Here is a 19,603-nt window from a genome sequence, read left to right on the forward strand (position 1 = left end):
ACGAGGACCCCGTCGGTTGAGTGCGTCAGTTCGGCAGGAGGGACGCGGCCGAGGTGTCCAGCAGCCACCGGGTGGCCGAGAGACCACGGGCCCCGGAGGCCGGGATCTCGACCGGGGGAGCGCCCGCGACCGCCGCGGCCACGGCCTCGGCCTTCGCCTCGCCGGACACGACGAGCCACACCTCGTCGGCGTGCCGGACCGCGGGCAAGGTCAGCGTGACGCGCACCGGCGGCGGCTTCGGGGAGTCCGTCACCGCGACGACGAACAGATGCTCCTCGCGGACCGCGTCGGTGTCGGGGAACAGCGAGTTGACGTGTCCCTCGCCGCCCATACCGAGCAGGTGCACGTCGAACACCGGGACCTGCTTGTCGCCGGCGTGCGCCCCGAGCACCTGCGCGTACGCGACGGCAGCCGCCTCCGGATCGTTCTCGTAGATCCCGTCCGCGACGGGCATGGTGTGCACCCGTGCGGGGTCGACGTCGACGTGGTCGAGCAGTGCGGCCCGCGCTTGCACGTCGTTGCGTTCCGGATCGCCGGCCGGGAGGAAGCGTTCGTCCCCCCAGAAGATGTCGATCGCGCGCCAGTCGATGTCGCCCGGGTTCACCCGGACCTTCTCGAGCAGCCCGATGCCGGTTCCGCCGCCGGTGAGGACCACCGACGCCGAACCGCGTTCCTTCTGCGCGGCGACCACGGTGTCGACGAACCGTTCCGCGGCCTTCGTCACCAGCGTGTCGGTGTCGGGGTGAACTTCTACGTGGATGTCACTCATACGTCACCTTCGTCAGCCCGGCGAGTGCGGCCTCGTAGGCCTCGTCGGGGTCGAGTCTGCGTAGTTCTTCGGCCAGGCAGTCCCGGGTCTCCCGCCTGCCCAGGGCCACCAGCGCCTCCGGTTTACCGGTCCGGGACAGTGTCGCGGTGGTGCCGGTCTGCGGGCGGCTGATGGTCAGCGAGCCCCCGTCGGCGAAGTTCAATGTCACGAACAACTTGCCGGCCCGCCGGGTGACGGGCGCATCGAGGCGCCCGGCGAGCCATCCGGCGATCATGTCGACGGCGGGTTCGTCCACGAGCCCGGACACGACCGCCGATTCGATGCGCGAGTGCGGCGGCTGATCGACCGCGGACGTGATGAGCCCCCGCCAGTAGGTGATGCGGCTCCACGCCAGATCCGTGTCACCGGACGTGTAGGACGCGAGGCGGCTCTTGATCTCGGCGGCGGGATCCTCACGGTCCGTGGCGTCGGTGATGCGCCGGATCGCGAGCTTGCCGACGGGATCCTTCGCCGGGACCGCGGGTGCGGTCTCCGGCCACCACACGACGACGGGAGTGTCGGGGAGGAGGAACGGCACCACGACGCTGCTCTCGTGGTCGGCGAGTTCGCCGAAGAGGCGGAGCACCACGACCTCCGACGCACCGGCGTCACCGCCGACCCGGATCTGGGCGTCCAGCCGGGGTTCCGCATCGCGGGAGCCGCGGGCGACGACGATGACCCGGCAGGGATGCTCCCGGCTCGCCTCGTTGGCGGCATCGATGATGTCCTCGGAATTCTCGCTGTCCCGGGTGCACACCACCAGGGTGAGTACCCGTCCGAGCGTCACCGCCCCGCCGGTCTTCCGGAGTTCGACCAGCTTCTTGTTGACCTGGCCGGTGGTGGTCGAGGGGATGTCGATGATCATCTACGGCCTTCTCCATTCGCGACCGGTGCGCTGCATCATTTCGTCTGCGGACGGCGGACCCCACGTGCCGGCCTCGTACGGTTCCGGCTTGCCGTCCGCTGCCCAGGCGTCGAGCGCCGGATCGAGGATCTCCCACGACAATTCGACCTCGGCGTTGACGGGAAACAGGGAGGGCTCACCCAGAAGCATGTCGAGGATGAGGCGTTCGTACGCCTCGGGGGACGACTCCGTGAACGCCTGACCGTAGCTGAAGTCCATGTTGACGTCGCGGACTTCCATGCTCGATCCCGGGACCTTGGACCCGAATCGCATGGTCACACCCTCGTCCGGCTGTACCCGGATGACGAGGGCGTTCTGGCCCAGTTCCTCGGTCATCGTCTGATCGAACGGCAGGTGCGGTGCGCGCTTGAAGATCACGGCGATCTCGGTGACCCGGCGGCCGAGTCGTTTCCCGGTGCGGAGGTAGAACGGCACACCCGCCCAGCGGCGGGTGTCGACCTCGAGGGTGATGGCCGCGAACGTCTCGGTGGTGGAGTCCTTCGAGAAGCCCTCCTCCTCCAGCAGGCCGACCACGCGGGTCCCGCCCTGCCAGCCGCCCGCGTACTGGCCGCGTGCGGTGGTCTCGTCGAGCGGCTGCGCGAGCTTGGTGGCGGAGAGCACCTTGATCTTCTCCGCCTGCAATTCGGACGGTTCGAAGCTGATCGGCTCCTCCATCGCGGTGAACGCGAGGAGTTGCAGCAGGTGGTTCTGGATGACGTCGCGCGCCGCACCGATGCCGTCGTAGTAGCCGGCCCGGCCACCGAGACCGATGTCCTCGGCCATGGTGATCTGGACGTGATCCACGTAGTGGGCGTTCCAGATCGGGTCGAACAACTGATTGGCGAAGCGCAACGCCAGGATGTTCTGGACGGTTTCCTTGCCGAGGTAGTGGTCGATCCGGAAGACGGTGTCCTCGGGGAAGACCTCGTTCACGACCGCGTTGAGCTCACGCGCACTCGCGAGGTCGTGGCCGAAGGGCTTCTCGATGACCACCCGGCGCCACTGGTGATCGTTCGACTGCGCGAGGCCCGCCTCGGACAGCTGCTTCAGGACCACCGGGAACGCGTCCGGCGGAATCGCGAGGTAGAACCCGTGATTGCCGCCGGTCCCGCGTTCGCGTTCGAGCGTCCCGAGGGTCGAGGCGAGTTCCTGGAACGCCGCGGGGTCGTCGAAGCTGCCCTGGACGAAACGCAGTCCCTCCGACAGCCGTTCCCAGACGTCCTCCCGGAACGGCGTCCGGGAATGGTCGCGCACCGCATCGTGGACGATCTTGCCGAAGTCCTCGTCGGACCAGTCCCTGCGGGCGAACCCGACGAGAGCGAACCCGGGCGGCAGAAGACCACGATTGGCGAGATCGTAGATGGCGGGCATCAACTTGCGCCGGGCCAGGTCGCCGGTGACACCGAAGATCACCAGGGCACACGGCCCGGCGATGCGCGGTAGGCGCTTGTCCCTACTGTCGCGGAGTGGATTGACCCAATCGTCCGACGCTGCGGGCTCGCTCACGTATCAGCTCTTCTGCCCTGCTGCGCGGAGCTGCTCCGCGGTGGCCTCCAGGAGCTCGTTCCAGGACACCTCGAACTTGTCGACGCCCTCGGTCTCGAGGACGGCGAACACGTCGGGGAGGTCGATGCCGACGGCGGTCAGCTGGTCGAACACCTCCTGCGACGCGACGGCGGTGCCGGACACCGCGTCGCCGTGGATGTCGCCGTGATCGGCGACGGCGTCGAGGGTCTTCTCCGGCATCGTGTTCACCGTGTTGGGTGCGACCAGTTCGGTGACGTACAGGGTGTCGGGGTAGTCGGGGTTCTTGACTCCGGTCGACGCCCACAGTGCGCGCTGCGGGCGCGCTCCATCGGACAGCAGACCCTGGAACCGCGGCTGCACCTCGAAGATCTGCTGGTACGCGGCGTACGCGAGGCGGGCGTTGGCGAGGCCCGCCTTGCCGCGCAGCGCGAGAGCGTCCGGCGTGCCGATCTTGTCGAGCCGCTTGTCGATTTCGGTGTCGACGCGGGAGACGAAGAACGACGCGACCGAATGGATGCGGGACAGGTCGTGACCGGCGGCCTGGGCGGCCTCGAGGCCGCCCAGGTACGCACCCATGACCAGTTCGTAGCGCTGCACGGAGAAGATCAGCGTGACGTTGACGCTGATGCCCTCACCGAGCACCTTCGCGATGGCCGGGATGCCGGCCTCGGTGGCCGGGATCTTGATGAACAGGTTGGGCCGGTCGACGATCTTCCACAGCTCGACGGCCTGCGCGACGGTCTTGTCGGCGTCGTGCGCGAGGCGCGGATCGACCTCGATGGAGACGCGGCCGTCGACGCCGTGGCTCGCCTCGAACTGCGGTGCGAGCACGTCGCAGGCGGCCCGGACGTCGTCGGTGGTCACCGTGCGGATGGTGGCCTCGACGTCGGCGCCGCGCTCGGCGAGCTCACGGACCTGCGCGTCGTAGACGTGGCCCTTGCTGAGCGCCGCCTGGAAGATCGACGGGTTGGTGGTGACACCCACGACGGACTTGGTGGCCACGAGGTCGGCGAGGTTGCCGGACTCGATGCGGTCCCGGGAGAGGTCGTCGAGCCAGACCGAGACGCCGGCCTCGGAGAGCTTCTGCAGGTTGGGGTTCTGAGTCATGGCGTTCTATCCCTTCACGCGTGCGAGTGAGCGCTGTGCGGCTGCGGTGACGGCCTCGGCGGTGAAGCCGAACTCGCGGAACAGGGTCTTGTAGTCGGCAGACGCGCCGAAGTGCTCGATGGAGATGATCTCGCCGGCGTCGCCGACGAAGCGGTACCAGGGCATGGAGACGCCGGCCTCGACGGCGACCCGGGCCTTGACCGTCGGGGGAAGCACGCCGTCGCGGTACGCCTGGTCCTGGGCGTCGAACCACTCGACGCAGGGCATGGACACGACGCGCGTGGGGATGCCGTCCGCCTCGAGGGCCTCGCGGGCGGCGACGGCGAGCTGCAGCTCGGATCCGGTGCCGATGAGCACCACCTCCGGCGCCCCGGTGGACGCGTCGGCGAGGACGTAACCGCCGCGGGACACACCCTCGTAGCTGGTGCCCTCGAGAACCGGCAGGTCCTGACGGGTCAGCGCGAGACCGGCGGGGGCCCGGGTGGCCTCGTCGGAGCCCTTCTCGAGGACGGCACGCCAGGCGTGCGCGGTCTCGTTGGCGTCACCGGGCCGCACGACGTACAGGCCGGGGATGGCGCGCAGCGCGGCGAGGTGTTCGATCGGCTGGTGGGTGGGACCGTCCTCACCGAGGCCGATGGAGTCGTGCGTCCAGACGTAGGTGACCGCCGTCTTCATGATCGCGGCCAACCGGACGGCGGGTCGCATGTAGTCGCTGAAGACGAGGAAGGTGCCGCCGTAGGGGCGGGTCGGTCCGTGCAGGGCGATGCCGTTGAGGATGGAGCCCATCGCGTGTTCGCGGACACCGAAGTGCAGGGTGCGTCCGTAGGGCTCCGCGTTCCACATGCTGGTGGAAATGGACGCGGGACCGAACGAGTCGGCGCCCTTGATGGTGGTGTTGTTGCTCTCGGCGAGGTCGGCGGAGCCGCCCCACAGCTCGGGGAGAACCGGTCCGACGGCGTTCAGGACGGCGGCGGACGCCTTCCTGGTGGCGAGGCCCTTCGCGTCGGGCTCCCAGGTCGGCAGGACATCGGCCCAGCCGGCGGGCAGGTCGCGTCCGATCAGGCGGTCGAGGAGCTTCTTGCCCTCGGGGGCGCGCTGCGTCCACTCGTCGTACTGGGCCTGCCACTCCTTGTGCGCCTGCGCACCGCGCTCGACGACCTTGCGGGTGTGTGCGATGACGTCGTCGGCGACCTCGAACGTCTTGTCCGGATCGAAGCCGAGCGCCGTCTTCACCGCGGCGACCTCGTCGGCACCCAGGGCGGCGCCGTGCGCTGCGCCCGTGTTCATCTTGTTCGGGGCCGGGTAGCCGATGATCGTGCGGAGCAGGATCATCGACGGCTTGTCGGTGACCTCGCGGGCCTTGTTCAGGGCCTCCTCGATGGCGACGACGTTCTCGCCACCCTCGACGACCTGCACGTGCCAGCCGTACGCCTCGTAGCGGGCGGCGGTGTCCTCGGACAGCGCGATGGCGGTGTCGTCCTCGATGGAGATCTTGTTGTCGTCGTAGATCAGCGTCAGGTTGCCGAGCTGCTGGACGCCGGCGATCGAGGAGGCCTCGGAGGTGACGCCTTCCTCGATGTCGCCGTCGGACGCGATGACGTAGATGTGGTGATCGAACGGGCTGTCGCCGAGCGCGGGCTCGGGGTCGAAGAGGCCGCGCTCACGGCGGGCGGCCATGGCCATGCCGACGGCGGAGGCCAGTCCCTGTCCGAGGGGACCGGTCGTGATCTCGACGCCGCGGGTGTGGCCGTGCTCGGGGTGGCCGGGGGTCTTCGAACCCCACGTGCGCAGCGACTCGAGGTCCTCGAGTTCGAGGCCGTAGCCGGCGAGGTAGAGCTGGATGTACAGGGTGAGGCTGGAGTGCCCGCACGACAGCACGAAGCGGTCGCGGCCGATCCAGTCTGCGTCGGTGGGGTCGTGGCGCATGACCCGCTGGAAGAGCGTGTAGGCAAGGGGGGCGAGGCTCATGGCCGTGCCGGGGTGGCCGTTGCCCACCTTCTGCACCGCGTCGGCGGCGAGCACGCGGATGGTGTCGACGGCCTTGGTGTCCAGTTCGGTCCAGTCGGCGGGATGAACCGGTTGCGTGAGGACGTGGATGTCGTCTGTGATCGACACGGGCAGAAGTCTCCTGACATGGGTGAACGTGGAGCCTGAGGATGCGTGGGCCTCTTGTGCGACTCCAGCCTAGTGTGCGGTCGTATCCGGGTCGATTCGGTTCGCGCATTACGGCGGTCTACCATCGTTTGTAGTAGACGGCCGGTCGTCACGAAGGACTTCCGAAGCAGGCACCGGCATTCGGATCAGGAATTACGCGTGGTGCGAGGAGAGAACGTGCGGACAGGGCATCAGCCGAGCGGACACGGCTTCGGCAGCCCCAGCCCCGCCCCCCGCGCGACCGACACCAAAACGGTGCTGGGTCGCGTCACGGGCAAGGTCCTGGCCTACATCGCGTTGACCAAGCCGCGGGTGATCGAGCTGCTCCTGGTCGCGACGATCCCCGCGATGCTGCTGGCGGACCGCGGCAACGTCGACATCCTGCTGATCCTCAGCACGCTGTTCGGTGGCTGGATGGGCGCGGCGAGCGCGAACTCCCTCAACTGTGTCGTCGACGCCGACATCGACAAGGTCATGAAACGCACGGCGCGCCGCCCGCTGGCCCGCGACGCGGTGCCCACCTCCCACGCGTTCGTGTTCGGCATGACGCTCGGCATCGCGTCGTTCCTCTGGCTGTGGTGGCGGGCCAACCTGCTCGCCGGGTTCCTGGTCGTCCTCACCATCGCGTTCTACGTTCTGATCTACACGATGGTGCTCAAACGCCGGACCTGGCAGAACGTCGTCTGGGGCGGTGCCGCGGGCTGCATGCCCGTGATGGTCGGCTGGTCCGCGGTGACCGGTTCGCTGAGCTGGCAGCCCATCGTGCTGTTCCTGGTCATCTTCTTCTGGACGCCGCCGCACACGTGGGCTCTCGCGATGCGCTACAAGGAGGACTACAAGGCGGCGGGTGTTCCGATGCTGCCGGTGATCGCCACCGAGGAGCACGTCACCAAGCAGATCCTGCTGTACAGCTGGGCGATGGTGATCACGTCACTCGCGCTCGTTCCGGCCGCCGGAGTGGTGTACGCCGCGGTGACGCTCGTCGCCGGCGCCTGGTTCCTGCTCATGGCCCATCAGCTGTACCGCAGCGTGCGCGGCGGAGCAGCTGTGAAGCCACTCCGCCTGTTCCTGCAGTCCAACAACTACCTGGCCATCGTGTTCGTCGGTCTCGCCGTCGACTCCGTCCTCGGCCTGCAGACCGTCGGCAGCCTCCTGAGCTGACGTTCCTGCCTCAGGGCACCAGAACGATCGACCCGGTCGTCGCGCGTGCCTCCAGGTCGCGGTGCGCGTCCGCCGCACGGCCCAAGGGGTACTCCGCTCCCACCCGGACCGTCAGTGAACCGTCCGCCAGCGCGGAGAAGACGTCTCCGGCACGCCACGTCAGTTCCTCGCGGTTGCGGATGTGGTGAGCGAGGGTGGGTCGGGTGAGGAACAGTGAGCCCGCCGGGTTCAGCCGCTGCGGATCGAACGGCGGAACCGGGCCGCTCGCCGCACCGAACAGCGCCACCGTTCCGCGGATCCGCACCGACGCGAGACTGGCCTCGAACGTCGACGCACCGACGCCGTCATAGGCGGCGGCGACGCCCTCCCCGTCCGTCAGTTCCCGGACCCGGGCGGCGATGTCGTCGTCGTACCGCAGCACCTCCCCAGCGCCCGCGTCGCGCGACAGCTGTTCCTTGGCGTCGGAGGACACGGTGCTGATCACCTGCGCGCCGAGCGCGGTCGCCATCTGCGTGAGCAGTAGCCCCACTCCACCCGCACCGGCGTGCACCAGCACGGTGTCGCCGGGCTGGATCGGGTACGTCGAGCGGGCCAGGTAGTGGGCGGTCATGCCCTGCAGCAGCGCGGACGCGGCCTGCGGAGCGGGCACCGAATCGGGGACGGCGATCGCGGCCGATGCCGGAACGGCCACCTTCTCGGCGTAGCTGCCCGGCGCCGAGCACCAGGCCACCCGGTCGCCGGCGGCGACCCCGGTGACCTCGCTGCCGACGGCCTCCACCACCCCGGACCCCTCGTCTCCGGGAACGTAGGGCAGTGGCCGGGGATACAGCCCGGTCCGGAAATACGTGTCGATGAAGTTGATGCCGATCGCGTCGGTGCGAACGAGAAGGTCCGTCGCCCCGATCTCGGGTTCGGGAATCTCCACCGGTTCGAGGACGTCGGGACCACCGAGACGGGAAACCTGTATGGCGCGCATGGTTTCAGTTCTACACGGCGAGGGTCGCGCTACCGAGCCTGGCGGACACGACGTGTCTACCGCCCAGTATTCTCGGGGCCATGAGTACCGACACCCACGCGGAACAGGCGCCCTCCAGCCCGGCGCCCTCGCTGCCGTCGCACACCGTCGACGCGATCAAGAAGTTCGTGGCCGACCACGGCGGTTCGGCCAGTGCCGTCCTCCAGCCGATCGGACTCGCGGGCGTCCGGATCACGCTCGTCGGGGCCGACGGCATCCTCGGCGACCAGGTTGTCGACGATCTGGCCACCGCGAACGCCGTCGTCGCGTCGTTCGACGACGTCACCGTCTCGGAGTGGGACCGCGCGCTCACCAGCATCGTCACGCCCCGGCAGGGTCACTTCCAGAAGATGGCCGGCTGGGTTGCGCGGCAGACGCGTTTCCCGAAGGCCCGCAACGAGCGCTAGACGCTCGCGGTGTCGGGCTGCGTCACGTACTCGCGAGTGCGTCCCGCAGCCCACACCGCCGCGGTGGCCGCGGTGCACAACCCCGCGCCCGCCACATGGAAGGCCACGAGGACCGCGGGCACGTCCGTGAAGAACTGGACCAGCCCGATCAGCGCCTGCGCCACCACCAGAACCAGCAGGACCTGGATGCGCACCTTCACGGCGCGGGCGGCGCCGACGGCGTACAGGCCGAAGCACAGGCCGACCAACAGGGCCAGATAGCCGACCAACAGTTGCGCGTGCAGGTGCACGAGCGTGACGATTTCGACCTCGAGCCGGGGAACAACGCGGTCGAGACTCTTGTCTCCCGCGTGCGGCCCGGCGCCCGTCACCAGCGTTCCGGCCGCCAGTACCCCGGCCAGCGCGACCGCCGACAGCGCGGTGAGCCAGCGAAGCGGGGCGGGGATCACGTCGACTGCGGGGGCGTCGTCGGGTTCGCAGATCTTCGCGTACATGACCGTCGCCAACCACACCATCGCCATGGACGCGAGCAGATGCACCGCGACCGTCCACCACAGCAGTCCGGTGAGCACGGTGACGCCGCCGATGACGGCCTGCACGACGGTCCCGAGGGGCATCATCCAGGCATAGACGAGAACTTCCTTCCGCCGGCGCGCGCGGGTGACCGCGAGAACGATGAGGGCCGCGGCCACGACGACGACGAACGTGAGCATGCGGTTGCCGAATTCGACCGCCTGGTGGACGACGGCGACTTCCCCGTGCCCCACCGGGACGAAGCTGCCGGGGAAGCATTGCGGCCAGGTGGGGCAGCCGAGGCCGGATGCCGTCACCCGGACGACGGCTCCGGTGACGGCGATGCCGCCCTGCGTGAGGATCACCGCGAACGCGATGACACGCTGCACGGTCAGCGACGGAAGGGGGAGACGGTCTACCAGGCTCAGAAACCCGCGATACAGCACGACGTCGATGGTAGAGGGCCGTCAACTACAGCGTGTCGTTGGGCCGGTGGCGCCGCGCGCGATCCCGTGCTACTCGCCGCGAATGCGCAGGATGCCAGTCACCGTGCCCTGCCAGAAGTCCCCGGTGTCGGTGACGAGCCCGGACATCTGGAGGGTGTCGTTGACCGCGGTGCCGGGGAGTGGGCTGGTGTGTTCGACGGAGCCGTCCGCCGGATCGATCACCGCGAACGAGAAGCCGTCCAGGGGTGTCGTGACGTCGAACCCCGAACGGATCACGGTGTAGAGAAGACCGTCGCCGGTCGAGAGGTGCGGTACCGCCGCGCTGCGGACGTCGTTGCTCCACACCTGGTGGCAGCCGATCGGGTCGATGTCGACGCGGGTCATGCCGCCGGTGAACGGGGCGTTCGCCGGAACCGCCGGGCCCGCGCCGTCCGGAACGGCGGGGTACGGGTAGCCGTACGTCCCGGCCACATACACCGAGTTGCCGATACCGATCGGCGAGTTCTCGCTGCCGCCCGGGTTGCCGAGCACGGGGAGGGTGCAGATCTCGGCACCCGAGTCGGCGCGGAACACCCGCAGATTCACCTGCGGGTCGGCGTTGTCGACGATCGCGACGAAGTCGCTGCCCGTCGACGGCCCGAAGTACGTGGGTGTGGACCCGGTGCCGTGGCTGAGTTGCCCCGGCTTGCGGTCGGGGCCGCGGTCGTAGTCGCGCCGCCAGTCGACGTGGATCTCGTCGTCGCGGAGCGTGAACTGATACAGGGCGTGGGTCGTGGCGACGGCGGTGCCGGACGGGGAGGTGGAGATGCTGTTCTGGATCTCCTCGCCGGCCGCGAGGGGCAGTGCGTGCGCGACTCCTGCCCGGTCCACGGCTCCGACGACGCCGCCGCCGGTGCCGAACCAGACGTTGCCCTGCCAGTCGGGTGTCAGACCCGTCACGTTGTCGCCGGCCGGCACGCTGCCGGAGAGGTCGACGTGCGAGTCGACGGTGATCCGCCAGCGCCCGTCGGGGTCCTGCGAGTGTCCGAGGCGCAGCAGCTGACGGTTACCGTCCACCACGACCAGCCGGTTGTCGTTGTCGAGGAACGCGTACACGCCACCCAGGAGGCTGCCCTTCGCGAGTGCGAACGTGGTGAGCGAGTGCCCGAACGGGGCCGCCGGCGCCGTGGGATCGATCAGGTGCACGGTGGGGACCTGACCCGCGACGGACGTGCACAGTGCGACGACGAGCCGGTCGGATCCCTGTAGCAGCGTGGGGCACGCCGATACCAGCGGATACGCGGACAGGGTCGACGGACCGGTGCCGGGGCCGGGCAACGGGGTCACGTCGGTGGACCCGGCGTCGCCGTGCATCGTGGACGTGCCCGCCGGTCCGAGGTAGGGATTCGGGGACGCCGGCGATCCCCACTGTGGGGCGGCGTTCGCGGGCAGCGTCCCGCCACCGAGCAGGGCCAGCAGGACGATGAGAACGGTCCCGGCGGCGCGGGCGCTGGCGCGGCGGATCACGTGAATCGGAACATCTTCGCCGCCAGGACCCCGGCCACCGCACCCCACACGACGAGGACGACGACGCTGAGCAGGTCCACCGACCCCGACAGTGCCGCGTCGAGCGCATGCGCGAGCGCTCCGGACGGGATCAGCCGCGCACCGGTGTGCAGGAGCCACGGCAGGTCACCGGTGGCGAACACCACACTGCCCACACCGACCATGACGAACCACAGGATGTTGGCGAGGGCGAGGACGATCTCGGCGCGGAGGGTGCCACCGAGCAGCAGTCCCATCGCCGCGAACGTGACGGTGCCCAGCGCGATGATCACGGCGCCGAGAACGAGTCCCCACGCACTCGGCCGCCAGCCGAGCGCCAGTCCGATCGAACCCAGGAGAACCGATTGCAATGCGACGACGATGACGACGGCGGCGCTCTTCCCGGCGATGATTCCCCACGTCGGCAGGGGAGTCGCACCGAGTCGCTTGAGTGCGCCGTACCTGCGGTCGAAACCGACGGCGATCGCCTGGCCGGTGAACGCCGTGGACATCACCGCCACCATCATCACGGCGGGGACCACCTTGTCCACCCGCGACGTGCCGAGGTCACCGATCGGGAGCAGACACAGACCGACCAGCAGGGTGATCGGGATGAACATGGTCAGCAGCAGCTGTTCCCCGTTGCGCAGGAGCAGTTTCAGTTCGAGCGCGGTCTGCGCCCGCAACATCACCGACGCACCGCTCGGGCGGGGATCGGGTGCGAACGTGCCCGGGGCGAAACGATTCTCCGTCAGACGGTCACTGGTGCTCATCGTCATCCCCTCAGTTCCCGGCCGGTGAGTTCGAGGAAGACGTCCTCGAGGCTGCGCTGGTCGACCCGGATGTCGCTGATCAGGGCATCCAGATCGGCGCACCACGACGCGACCGAAGCCACCACCTTCGGGTCGATCGGGCCCTCGACGAGGTAGGTGCCGGGCCCGGACTCGGCCACCCGGAAGCCGTCGGGAAGTGTTCTCGCGAGGGGTTCGGTGTCGAGGCCGGCGGGCGCGGTGAGCCGCAGCTGGCCTTCCGCGCCCCGGCTGGTGACCTCGGCGGGGGTGCCCGACGCGACGATCGAGCCGTGGTCGATGATGACGAGCCGGTCCGCGAGTTCCTCGGCCTCGTCCATCAGGTGCGTCGTCAGCAGGACGCTGACACCGTCGCGGCGCAGCGCGTCGATCAGTTCCCACACCAGCAACCGGGCCTGGGCGTCGAGCCCGGCGGTGGGTTCGTCGAGGAACACCAGTTCCGGGCGGCCGACGAGCGCGCACGCCAGGGACAGGCGCTGCTGCTGGCCGCCGGACAGCCGGCGGTACGGGGTGCGACGGGACTCTTCGAGGCCGAGGCTGCGCAGCAACCAGTCGGGGTCGAGGGGGTCGGCGGAGTACGCGGCGACGAGGTCGAGCATCTCGCCGGCGCGCGAACCGGGGTAGGCGCCGCCGCCCTGCAGCATCACGCCGATCCGGGCGCGGACGGCCCCGGCATGCTCGACGGGGTCGAGTCCGAGGACGCGGACGGTGCCGCTGTCCGGGCGGACGAATCCCTCACACATTTCGACGGTGGTGGTCTTGCCTGCACCGTTGGGCCCGAGCAACGCCACGACCTGTGCCGGCTCGACGGTGAGATCGAGTCCGTCGACGGCCCGAACACCGTCGAAGGTTTTCACCACACCTTCCAGGCGTACAGCAGGTTGCGCCGATCCGGGCGTTCGCGAGGTCACGGGGAATCAGCGTAAGCCCTGGCCGGGTGTGACCCGGCCGGTGCCCCGGCTTTCGGTACCGGCGTCGCCCGGCGCCGCATCCCGGGGCTCCGGTGTGGTCGCCGGGTGTCCCGAACCGACCCGCCACGGGAGCCGGTTCCGGGTGATCACGATGAGCGTTCCGGCGGTGAAGATGGTGGCGATGGCGGCCTGCACGATGACGAACGGCTGGTACTCGCCGCCGTTCGGCATCAGGATGACGCTCACGATCGACGAGAAGACGATGGCGGGGACGCGGAAGGCGGGTGCGGTCGCCCACGCCGCGAGCGGGAGGACGGCCCACAGCAGATACCAGGGCTGCACGACGGGAAAGAGCAGGACGACCGCGCCGAGGGAGAGTCCGAGCGCGCCGACCGCGTGGATGCGTCCGACCAGAGTCGCAACGAGCATCCGCAGTGTGATGAACGCCGCAGCGACTGCCGCGATAGGCCGGGTCAGGCTCAGCACCGCCGTCGTGTGGTCGCCGAGACCGAGCAGGACACCGGCGAGGCCGGTGCCCAGGCCGAGGAGCGTGGGGATCGACATCCAGCTGCGGACGGCGTTCGCGGTGCCCAGGGTGTGGACCCAGCCGATGCCGAGCCCGCTGGACGTGCTGATGACGAGGGTGACGGCCAGGGCCACTCCGCCGAGCAGTGCGGCGGCGGTGAGGACCGCTTTCGCTGTCCCACCCCAGCGCCGCGCCAGCGCCATCCCGACGAAACCCAGCGCGAGTAGTGACGGGATCTTGATCGTCGACGAGAGCGTGATGAGCGCCGCCCCCGACAGCAGGAGGAGGAGGGATTGTCCGCGGATCGGGTCGGAGCGTTCGATCGCCCGCAGGGCCAGTTCCATGCCGGCGAGCATGAGGCCGAGCATGAGGGCCTCGTTGTGGATGCCGGCGACCAGGTGGAAGAGCAGCAGGGGGTTGGCCGCGCCCAGCCAGAGCGCGCTGACCTCGGCGACGCCGCAGCGCCGTGCCAGCCGGGGGAGCGCCCACACGATCATGGCCACACCGGCGAGGGCGAGCAACCGGTGCAGGAAGATCCCGGCGACGATGTTCTCGCCGGTCAGCCAGCTGATTCCGCGTCCCATCCAGAGGAACAGCGGGCCGTACGGTGCGGGGGTGTCCCGCCAGATGGTCGGCACGGTCCGGGTCAGGACGTGGTCGACTCCGAGGGCGCCCGCGGGGCCGATGGCGTAGGGGTCGAGACCGCGTGCCGCGATCTCACTCTGGGCGAGGTACGAGTAGACGTCCTTGCTGAACATCGGCGGGGCGACGGACAGCGGGATGATCCACAGCAGCAGCGTGCGGTCGAGCTGGGACCGGTTGAGGCGGCGCACCGCCCCCGAGTGCAGGCTTCCGATCGCGAACCGCCCGAGGAGGAGCCACGCGAGGACGATCATCACGGTGCCGGTCATGGTCAGGGTCAGGGCGACGCTCGGGATCCGGGCGGGAAGGCCGATGACGCGGAGCCCCTGCACGGGGTTCTGGAGCACGGGCTGCGCGCCGGCACCGAGCGCACCCACCGCCATGAGGACGGCACCGGTCGCACCGAATCGGCGGATCCCGCGCAGTTGGGCCGTCTCCTGCGGGTTCAGTCCGGCGGTCTCCGCCTCCTCGCCGTGCAGCGCCGCCGCCACCGAGGGGCGCGGCGACCGTCCGTCGATGCCCAGAGCCCGGCGAACGAGTTCGGCCGGATGTCGGAGAGCGGCGCGAGCCGTGAAGGTCGGCTCCGCGCGGGTCGGCTCCGGGTTCTCGGGGGTCTGCGGCACACAGGCAGCGTAGCGGTGCGGCGGCCACGGCCGGTTCCGCCGTTATTCCCGGGCGCGGCCGGGACATAATCACAGGTGTAAGGCAGGGCACCCTTAGTAGACCTTCGATCGGAATTCCGTCACACTGGTGTTGTGAAAACGGATACGACACCACGTGCAGGCAAGGAAAGCGCAGCTCACGCGCCTTCCTCCGCGGCGCCCGTCGCAACCGCGTCACCCGTTGCCGTCGGACACGAAGGGCACACACGCGCCGCCGTCGTGAAGCTCCTCCTCGAAGAGGGGCCCATCACGGCATCGGAAATCGGCACCCGGCTCGGTCTGAGCGCCGCCGGTGTCCGGCGGCACCTCGACGCACTGCTCGAGTCCGGTGAGGCGCGCGAGGCGTCCTCCGTCGCCGTGCGTCACCGCGGACGGGGGCGACCCGCGAAGCACTTCCAGATCACCGCCAAGGGCCGCGGCCGGCTCGGTCACGCCTACGACGACCTCGCGGGCGCCGCGATGCGTCAACTCCGGGAGGTCGGGGGAGATTCCGCGATCACCGAATTCGCCCGCCGGCGGGTCCAGGCGATCGTCGGAGACGTGACGCCCGCCGCCGATCAGAGCGCCGAGGGTCTCGAAACCACGGCGGACGCCATCGCCGATGCGTTCACCACCGCCGGTTTCGCCGCGTCGACGCGTCCGGTCGGCAACGGCGTCCAGATCTGCCAGCATCACTGCCCGGTCTCGCACGTGGCCGAGGAGTTCCCGGAACTGTGCGAAGCCGAGCAGGCAGCGTTCGCCCAGTTGCTCGGCACTCACGTCCAACGGCTCGCGACCATCGCGAACGGTGACTGCGCCTGTACGACCCACGTTCCACTCGTTCCACCGTCCGGTCCCCAGTAGCACCACTTTCCATAGTTCTCCTAGTCAGCAACCTGTTTTCCACCGGCGACCAGCCCTCGCCGGTCTCGTAACAAGACTCCGGAAGGAGCTCGCATGACCGTCACATCAGACCAGGTGACATCCACTGCGTCGGCAAACGCCGAGCCGCTCACGCAGGAAGAGACCATCGCGTCACTCGGGCATTACGGGTACGGCTGGTCCGATTCCGACGAGGCCGGTGCCAGTGCACAGCGCGGTCTGTCCGAAGACGTCGTGCGCGACATCTCGGCGAAGAAGAGCGAACCGGACTGGATGCTCGACATCCGGCTGCGCGCGCTGAAGACGTTCGACAAGAAGCCGATGCCGAACTGGGGTTCCAACCTCGAAGGCATCGACTTCGACAACATCAAGTACTTCGTGCGCTCGAGCGAGAAGCAGGCCGAGAGCTGGGAAGACCTGCCCGAGGACATCAAGAACACGTACGACAAGCTGGGCATCCCCGAGGCCGAGAAGCAGCGCCTCGTCGCGGGTGTCGCCGCGCAGTACGAGTCCGAGGTGGTCTACCACTCGATCCGTGAGGACCTCGAGTCGCAGGGCGTCATCTTCCTCGACACCGACACCGGGCTGAAGCAGCACCCCGAGCTGTTCCAGGAGTACTTCGGCACCGTCATCCCCGCCGGCGACAACAAGTTCTCCGCACTGAACACCGCGGTGTGGTCGGGTGGTTCGTTCATCTACGTCCCGCCGGGCGTGCACGTCGACATCCCGCTGCAGGCCTACTTCCGGATCAACACGGAGAACATGGGCCAGTTCGAGCGGACCCTGATCATCGTCGACGAGGGCGCCTCGGTGCACTACGTCGAGGGCTGCACGGCGCCGATCTACAAGTCGGACTCCCTGCACTCCGCGGTGGTCGAGATCATCGTGAAGAAGGGCGGCCACTGCCGCTACACGACCATCCAGAACTGGTCGAACAACGTCTACAACCTGGTCACCAAGCGCACCAAGGTCGAGGCGGGCGGATCCATGGAGTGGATCGACGGCAACATCGGTTCCAAGGTCACCATGAAGTACCCGGCCGTCTGGATGATGGGCGAGCACGCCCGCGGCGAGGTGCTCTCCGTGGCGTTCGCCGGCGAGGGCCAGCACCAGGACACCGGCGCCAAGATGCTGCACCTCGCGCCGCACACGTCGTCGACGATCATCAGCAAGTCGGTGGCCCGTGGTGGCGGCCGCGCGTCCTACCGCGGACTGGTGCAGGTCAACAAGGGAGCCCACGGTTCCAAGTCGACCGTCAAGTGTGACGCCCTGCTGGTCGATCAGATCAGCCGCTCCGACACCTACCCGTACGTCGACATCCGCGAGGACGACGTGACCATGGGTCACGAGGCCACAGTCTCGAAGGTGAGCGACGACCAGCTGTTCTACCTGATGAGCCGCGGGCTCACCGAGGACGAGGCCATGGCCACGGTCGTGCGCGGCTTCGTCGAGCCGATCGCCAAGGAACTCCCGATGGAGTACGCCCTCGAATTGAACCGCCTGATCGAACTGCAGATGGAAGGGGCGGTGGGTTAGTGACCACGCCAGAAACTGGTGTCCAGAATCTCGGAGTGACGGGAGCCGTCGCGGGCGAGAATCCGCGGATGGCGCGGACCGCCACCGGTTCGCCGATCGCCAACAAGGGTGAGGTCTTCACGTCGTTCGACGTCAAGGCCTTCGAGATCCCCGGGGGCCGGGACGAGGTGTGGCGGTTCACGCCGCTGCGCCGTCTCCGCGGCCTGCACGACGGAACCGCCGTCGCGAACGGCACGGTCACCGTGGACGTCGCGGGCCCGGACACCGTCCAGGTCGAGACCGTCGGACGGGACGACGACCGGCTCGGCAAGGCCGGCGTTCCCGCCGACCGCGTCGCCGCCCAGGCCTACTCGGGATTCGAGACGGCCACCGTCGTCACCGTCGGCCGTGAGGTCGAGGTCGCCGAGACGATCAACATCACCGTCACGGGACCGGGCGAGGGCAAGGTGGCCTTCGGGCACCTGCAGATCCGCCTCGGGGAGTTCGCGAAGGCAACCGTCGTTCTCGACCAGCGCGGCAGCGGCACGTTCGCGGAGAACGTCGAGTTCGTCCTCGGCGACAGCGCTCACCTCACCGTGGTCGCCGTCCAGGACTGGGCCGACGACACCGTGCACGTCGCGTCCCACCACGCGCGGCTGGGCCGCGACGCGGTCCTGCGGCACAACGCGGTCAGCCTCGGCGGCGACCTCGTCCGTCTGTCGGCGACCGTCAAGTACGACGGCCCCGGCGGCGACGCGGAACTGCTCGGCCTCTACTTCGCCGACGCGGGTCAGCATTTCGAGCAGCGTCTGCTGGTGGATCACTCGCAGCCGCACTGCAAGTCCAACGTGGTCTACAAGGGCGCCCTGCAGGGTGATCCGGAGTCCGGCAAACCCGACGCCCACACCGTCTGGATCGGCGACGTGCTGATCCGCGCGGCCGCCGAGGGCACCGACACGTTCGAGCTGAACCGCAACCTCGTCCTCACGGACGGCGCACGCGCGGATTCGGTTCCGAACCTCGAGATCGAGACCGGTGAGATCGTGGGTGCCGGCCACGCCAGCGCCACGGGACGATTCGACGACGAGCAGCTGTTCTACCTGCGCGCCCGCGGAATCCCCGAGGACGCGGCGCGGCGACTCGTCGTGCGCGGGTTCTTCCACGAGATCATCAACAAGATCGCCGTCGCCGAGATCCGCGAGCGCCTCGAGGCTGCCGTCGAGGCCGAACTCGCCGCAGTCGGCGTCTGACGCGCGCCGCCGGACCACTACTTCCCATTTCTTCGAAGGATCACAATGTCTACCCCTGACGCTTCCACCCCCGAAACCTCGGTCCTGGAAATCAAGGACCTGCACGTCGACGTCGCGAACACCGACGAGAACGCCGAGCCGATCAACATCCTCAAGGGTGTGAACCTGACGGTCCGTTCCGGCGAGACGCACGCGATCATGGGACCCAACGGTTCCGGCAAGTCGACGCTGTCCTACGCCATCGCCGGACACCCCAAGTACCAGATCACCTCGGGCTCCATCACCCTCAATGGTGAGGACGTTCTCGCGATGACCGTCGACGAGCGCGCCCGCGCGGGACTGTTCCTCGCGATGCAGTACCCCGTCGAGGTTCCCGGCGTCTCCATGTCCAACTTCCTGCGCACCGCGGCCACCGCCGTCCGTGGCGAGGCCCCCAAGCTCCGTCACTGGGTGAAGGAAGTCAAGGAAGCGCTGACCGAGCTCGACATCGACCCCTCGTTCGGCGAACGCAGCGTCAACGAGGGCTTCTCCGGCGGTGAGAAGAAGCGCCACGAGATCCTGCAGCTCGGCCTCCTCAAGCCGAAGATCGCGATCCTCGACGAGACCGACTCCGGACTCGACGTCGACGCCCTGCGCGTCGTCTCCGAGGGCGTGAACCGCTACAAGGACCGCGAGCACGGCGGAATCCTGCTGATCACGCACTACACGCGCATCCTCCGGTACATCAAGCCGGAGTACGTCCACGTGTTCGTCGGCGGTCGCGTCGTCGAGTCGGGCGGGCCGGAACTGGCCGACGAACTCGAGGCGAACGGCTACGAGCGCTTCACCCAGGCTGCAGCAACGCAAGGAGCATAAACGCAG

Annotated in this window: 17 protein-coding genes; 6 read left to right on the top strand and 11 right to left on the bottom strand. The window is 68.9% G+C overall.

Translation table 11 applies throughout. The features are described 5' to 3' along the window. Window positions 1–25: 25 nt before the first annotated feature. Genes pgl through tkt form a run of 5 tightly spaced genes read right to left on the bottom strand, consistent with a single transcriptional unit; the run spans window position 26 to window position 6,461 of the window. Complete coding sequence (gene pgl / locus ACFTWF_RS02145; protein WP_378459620.1) at window positions 26–769, bottom strand: 6-phosphogluconolactonase; 744 nt, start codon at window positions 767–769, stop codon at window positions 26–28. Further along, window positions 762–1,673 carry a glucose-6-phosphate dehydrogenase assembly protein OpcA gene (opcA, locus tag ACFTWF_RS02150; RefSeq protein ID WP_185729476.1) on the bottom strand — a complete coding sequence of 304 codons (912 nt, stop codon included), beginning with the start codon at window positions 1,671–1,673 and terminating at the stop codon, window positions 762–764. Before opcA ends, pgl begins: the two co-directional genes overlap by 8 nt. After that, window positions 1,674–3,218 carry a glucose-6-phosphate dehydrogenase gene (gene zwf / locus ACFTWF_RS02155; protein ID WP_378459621.1) on the bottom strand — a complete coding sequence of 515 codons (1,545 nt, stop codon included), beginning with the start codon at window positions 3,216–3,218 and terminating at the stop codon, window positions 1,674–1,676. Between the two features lie 3 nt (window positions 3,219–3,221). Beyond that, on the bottom strand, window positions 3,222–4,346 hold the full coding sequence (gene tal / locus ACFTWF_RS02160; protein WP_378459622.1) for a transaldolase: 1,125 nt from the start codon (window positions 4,344–4,346) through the stop codon (window positions 3,222–3,224). A gap of 6 nt (window positions 4,347–4,352) precedes the next feature. Further along, a complete protein-coding gene (tkt, locus tag ACFTWF_RS02165; RefSeq protein ID WP_378459623.1) occupies window positions 4,353–6,461 on the bottom strand; it encodes a transketolase in 2,109 nt (702 codons plus the stop codon). A 216-nt stretch (window positions 6,462–6,677) separates the two neighbouring features. Here tkt and ACFTWF_RS02170 point away from each other — a divergent pair, with 216 nt between their 5' ends. Continuing rightward, a complete protein-coding gene (locus ACFTWF_RS02170) occupies window positions 6,678–7,661 on the top strand; it encodes a heme o synthase (RefSeq protein ID WP_378459624.1) in 984 nt (327 codons plus the stop codon). A gap of 10 nt (window positions 7,662–7,671) precedes the next feature. On the opposite strand, the gene ACFTWF_RS02175 is transcribed toward ACFTWF_RS02170, so the two are convergent. After that, the gene (locus ACFTWF_RS02175; protein ID WP_378459625.1) at window positions 7,672–8,637 is read right to left on the bottom strand and encodes a quinone oxidoreductase family protein; all 966 of its coding nucleotides are present in this window, start codon (window positions 8,635–8,637) and stop codon (window positions 7,672–7,674) included. An 80-nt stretch (window positions 8,638–8,717) separates the two neighbouring features. On the opposite strand from ACFTWF_RS02175, the gene ACFTWF_RS02180 reads away from it, so the two are divergent. Next, window positions 8,718–9,083: a hypothetical protein gene (locus ACFTWF_RS02180; protein WP_378459626.1), complete on the top strand. Its 366-nt coding sequence runs from the start codon at window positions 8,718–8,720 to the stop codon at window positions 9,081–9,083. On the opposite strand, the gene ACFTWF_RS02185 is transcribed toward ACFTWF_RS02180, so the two are convergent. The 5 genes from ACFTWF_RS02185 to mptB all read right to left on the bottom strand — a co-directional run bounded on the left by ACFTWF_RS02185 (window position 9,080) and on the right by mptB (window position 15,077). Then, complete coding sequence (locus ACFTWF_RS02185) at window positions 9,080–10,042, bottom strand: heme A synthase (protein ID WP_378459627.1); 963 nt, start codon at window positions 10,040–10,042, stop codon at window positions 9,080–9,082. The genes ACFTWF_RS02180 and ACFTWF_RS02185 overlap by 4 nt on opposite strands. Before the next feature lie 69 nt (window positions 10,043–10,111). Further along, complete coding sequence (locus ACFTWF_RS02190) at window positions 10,112–11,548, bottom strand: hypothetical protein (RefSeq protein WP_378459628.1); 1,437 nt, start codon at window positions 11,546–11,548, stop codon at window positions 10,112–10,114. Then, window positions 11,545–12,345, bottom strand: coding sequence for an ABC transporter permease (locus tag ACFTWF_RS02195; RefSeq protein WP_185729485.1), 801 nt, complete (start codon window positions 12,343–12,345; stop codon window positions 11,545–11,547). The genes ACFTWF_RS02190 and ACFTWF_RS02195 overlap by 4 nt, the downstream gene beginning before the upstream one ends. Then, window positions 12,342–13,286, bottom strand: coding sequence for an ABC transporter ATP-binding protein (locus tag ACFTWF_RS02200; RefSeq protein ID WP_378459629.1), 945 nt, complete (start codon window positions 13,284–13,286; stop codon window positions 12,342–12,344). The genes ACFTWF_RS02195 and ACFTWF_RS02200 overlap by 4 nt, the downstream gene beginning before the upstream one ends. A 6-nt stretch (window positions 13,287–13,292) precedes the next feature. Then, the gene (gene mptB, locus ACFTWF_RS02205) at window positions 13,293–15,077 is read right to left on the bottom strand and encodes a polyprenol phosphomannose-dependent alpha 1,6 mannosyltransferase MptB (RefSeq protein WP_378459630.1); all 1,785 of its coding nucleotides are present in this window, start codon (window positions 15,075–15,077) and stop codon (window positions 13,293–13,295) included. A gap of 132 nt (window positions 15,078–15,209) precedes the next feature. On the opposite strand from mptB, the gene ACFTWF_RS02210 reads away from it, so the two are divergent. The 4 genes from ACFTWF_RS02210 to sufC all read left to right on the top strand — a co-directional run bounded on the left by ACFTWF_RS02210 (window position 15,210) and on the right by sufC (window position 19,597). After that, window positions 15,210–15,959, top strand: a complete 750-nt coding sequence (locus ACFTWF_RS02210) for a helix-turn-helix transcriptional regulator (RefSeq protein WP_378459631.1) — start codon at window positions 15,210–15,212, stop codon at window positions 15,957–15,959. Window positions 15,960–16,052: 93 nt separating this feature from the next. Then, window positions 16,053–17,513, top strand: a complete 1,461-nt coding sequence (gene sufB / locus ACFTWF_RS02215; RefSeq protein WP_378459632.1) for a Fe-S cluster assembly protein SufB — start codon at window positions 16,053–16,055, stop codon at window positions 17,511–17,513. Next, window positions 17,513–18,742, top strand: coding sequence for a Fe-S cluster assembly protein SufD (gene sufD, locus ACFTWF_RS02220; protein WP_378459633.1), 1,230 nt, complete (start codon window positions 17,513–17,515; stop codon window positions 18,740–18,742). The genes sufB and sufD overlap by 1 nt, the downstream gene beginning before the upstream one ends. A gap of 45 nt (window positions 18,743–18,787) precedes the next feature. Beyond that, window positions 18,788–19,597, top strand: a complete 810-nt coding sequence (gene sufC / locus ACFTWF_RS02225) for a Fe-S cluster assembly ATPase SufC (RefSeq protein WP_378459634.1) — start codon at window positions 18,788–18,790, stop codon at window positions 19,595–19,597. Window positions 19,598–19,603: the final 6 nt, after the last annotated feature.

This window comes from Rhodococcus sp. NPDC056960 (genome assembly GCF_042674125.1).
In the GTDB taxonomy this organism is placed as follows: Bacteria; Actinomycetota; Actinomycetes; order Mycobacteriales; family Mycobacteriaceae; genus Rhodococcus_F.

Excerpts from the sequence above, each read along its gene's own strand:
- pgl (WP_378459620.1), bottom strand. The coding sequence starts at position 769 with ATGAGTGACATCCACGTAGAAGTTCACCCCGACACCGACACGCTGGTG.
- opcA (WP_185729476.1), bottom strand. The coding sequence starts at position 1,673 with ATGATCATCGACATCCCCTCGACCACCACCGGCCAGGTCAACAAGAAG.
- tal (WP_378459622.1), bottom strand. The coding sequence starts at position 4,346 with ATGACTCAGAACCCCAACCTGCAGAAGCTCTCCGAGGCCGGCGTCTCG.
- ACFTWF_RS02175 (WP_378459625.1), bottom strand. The coding sequence starts at position 8,637 with ATGCGCGCCATACAGGTTTCCCGTCTCGGTGGTCCCGACGTCCTCGAA.
- ACFTWF_RS02180 (WP_378459626.1), top strand. The coding sequence starts at position 8,718 with ATGAGTACCGACACCCACGCGGAACAGGCGCCCTCCAGCCCGGCGCCC.
- ACFTWF_RS02195 (WP_185729485.1), bottom strand. The coding sequence starts at position 12,345 with ATGACGATGAGCACCAGTGACCGTCTGACGGAGAATCGTTTCGCCCCG.
- sufB (WP_378459632.1), top strand. The coding sequence starts at position 16,053 with ATGACCGTCACATCAGACCAGGTGACATCCACTGCGTCGGCAAACGCC.
- sufC (WP_378459634.1), top strand. The coding sequence starts at position 18,788 with ATGTCTACCCCTGACGCTTCCACCCCCGAAACCTCGGTCCTGGAAATC.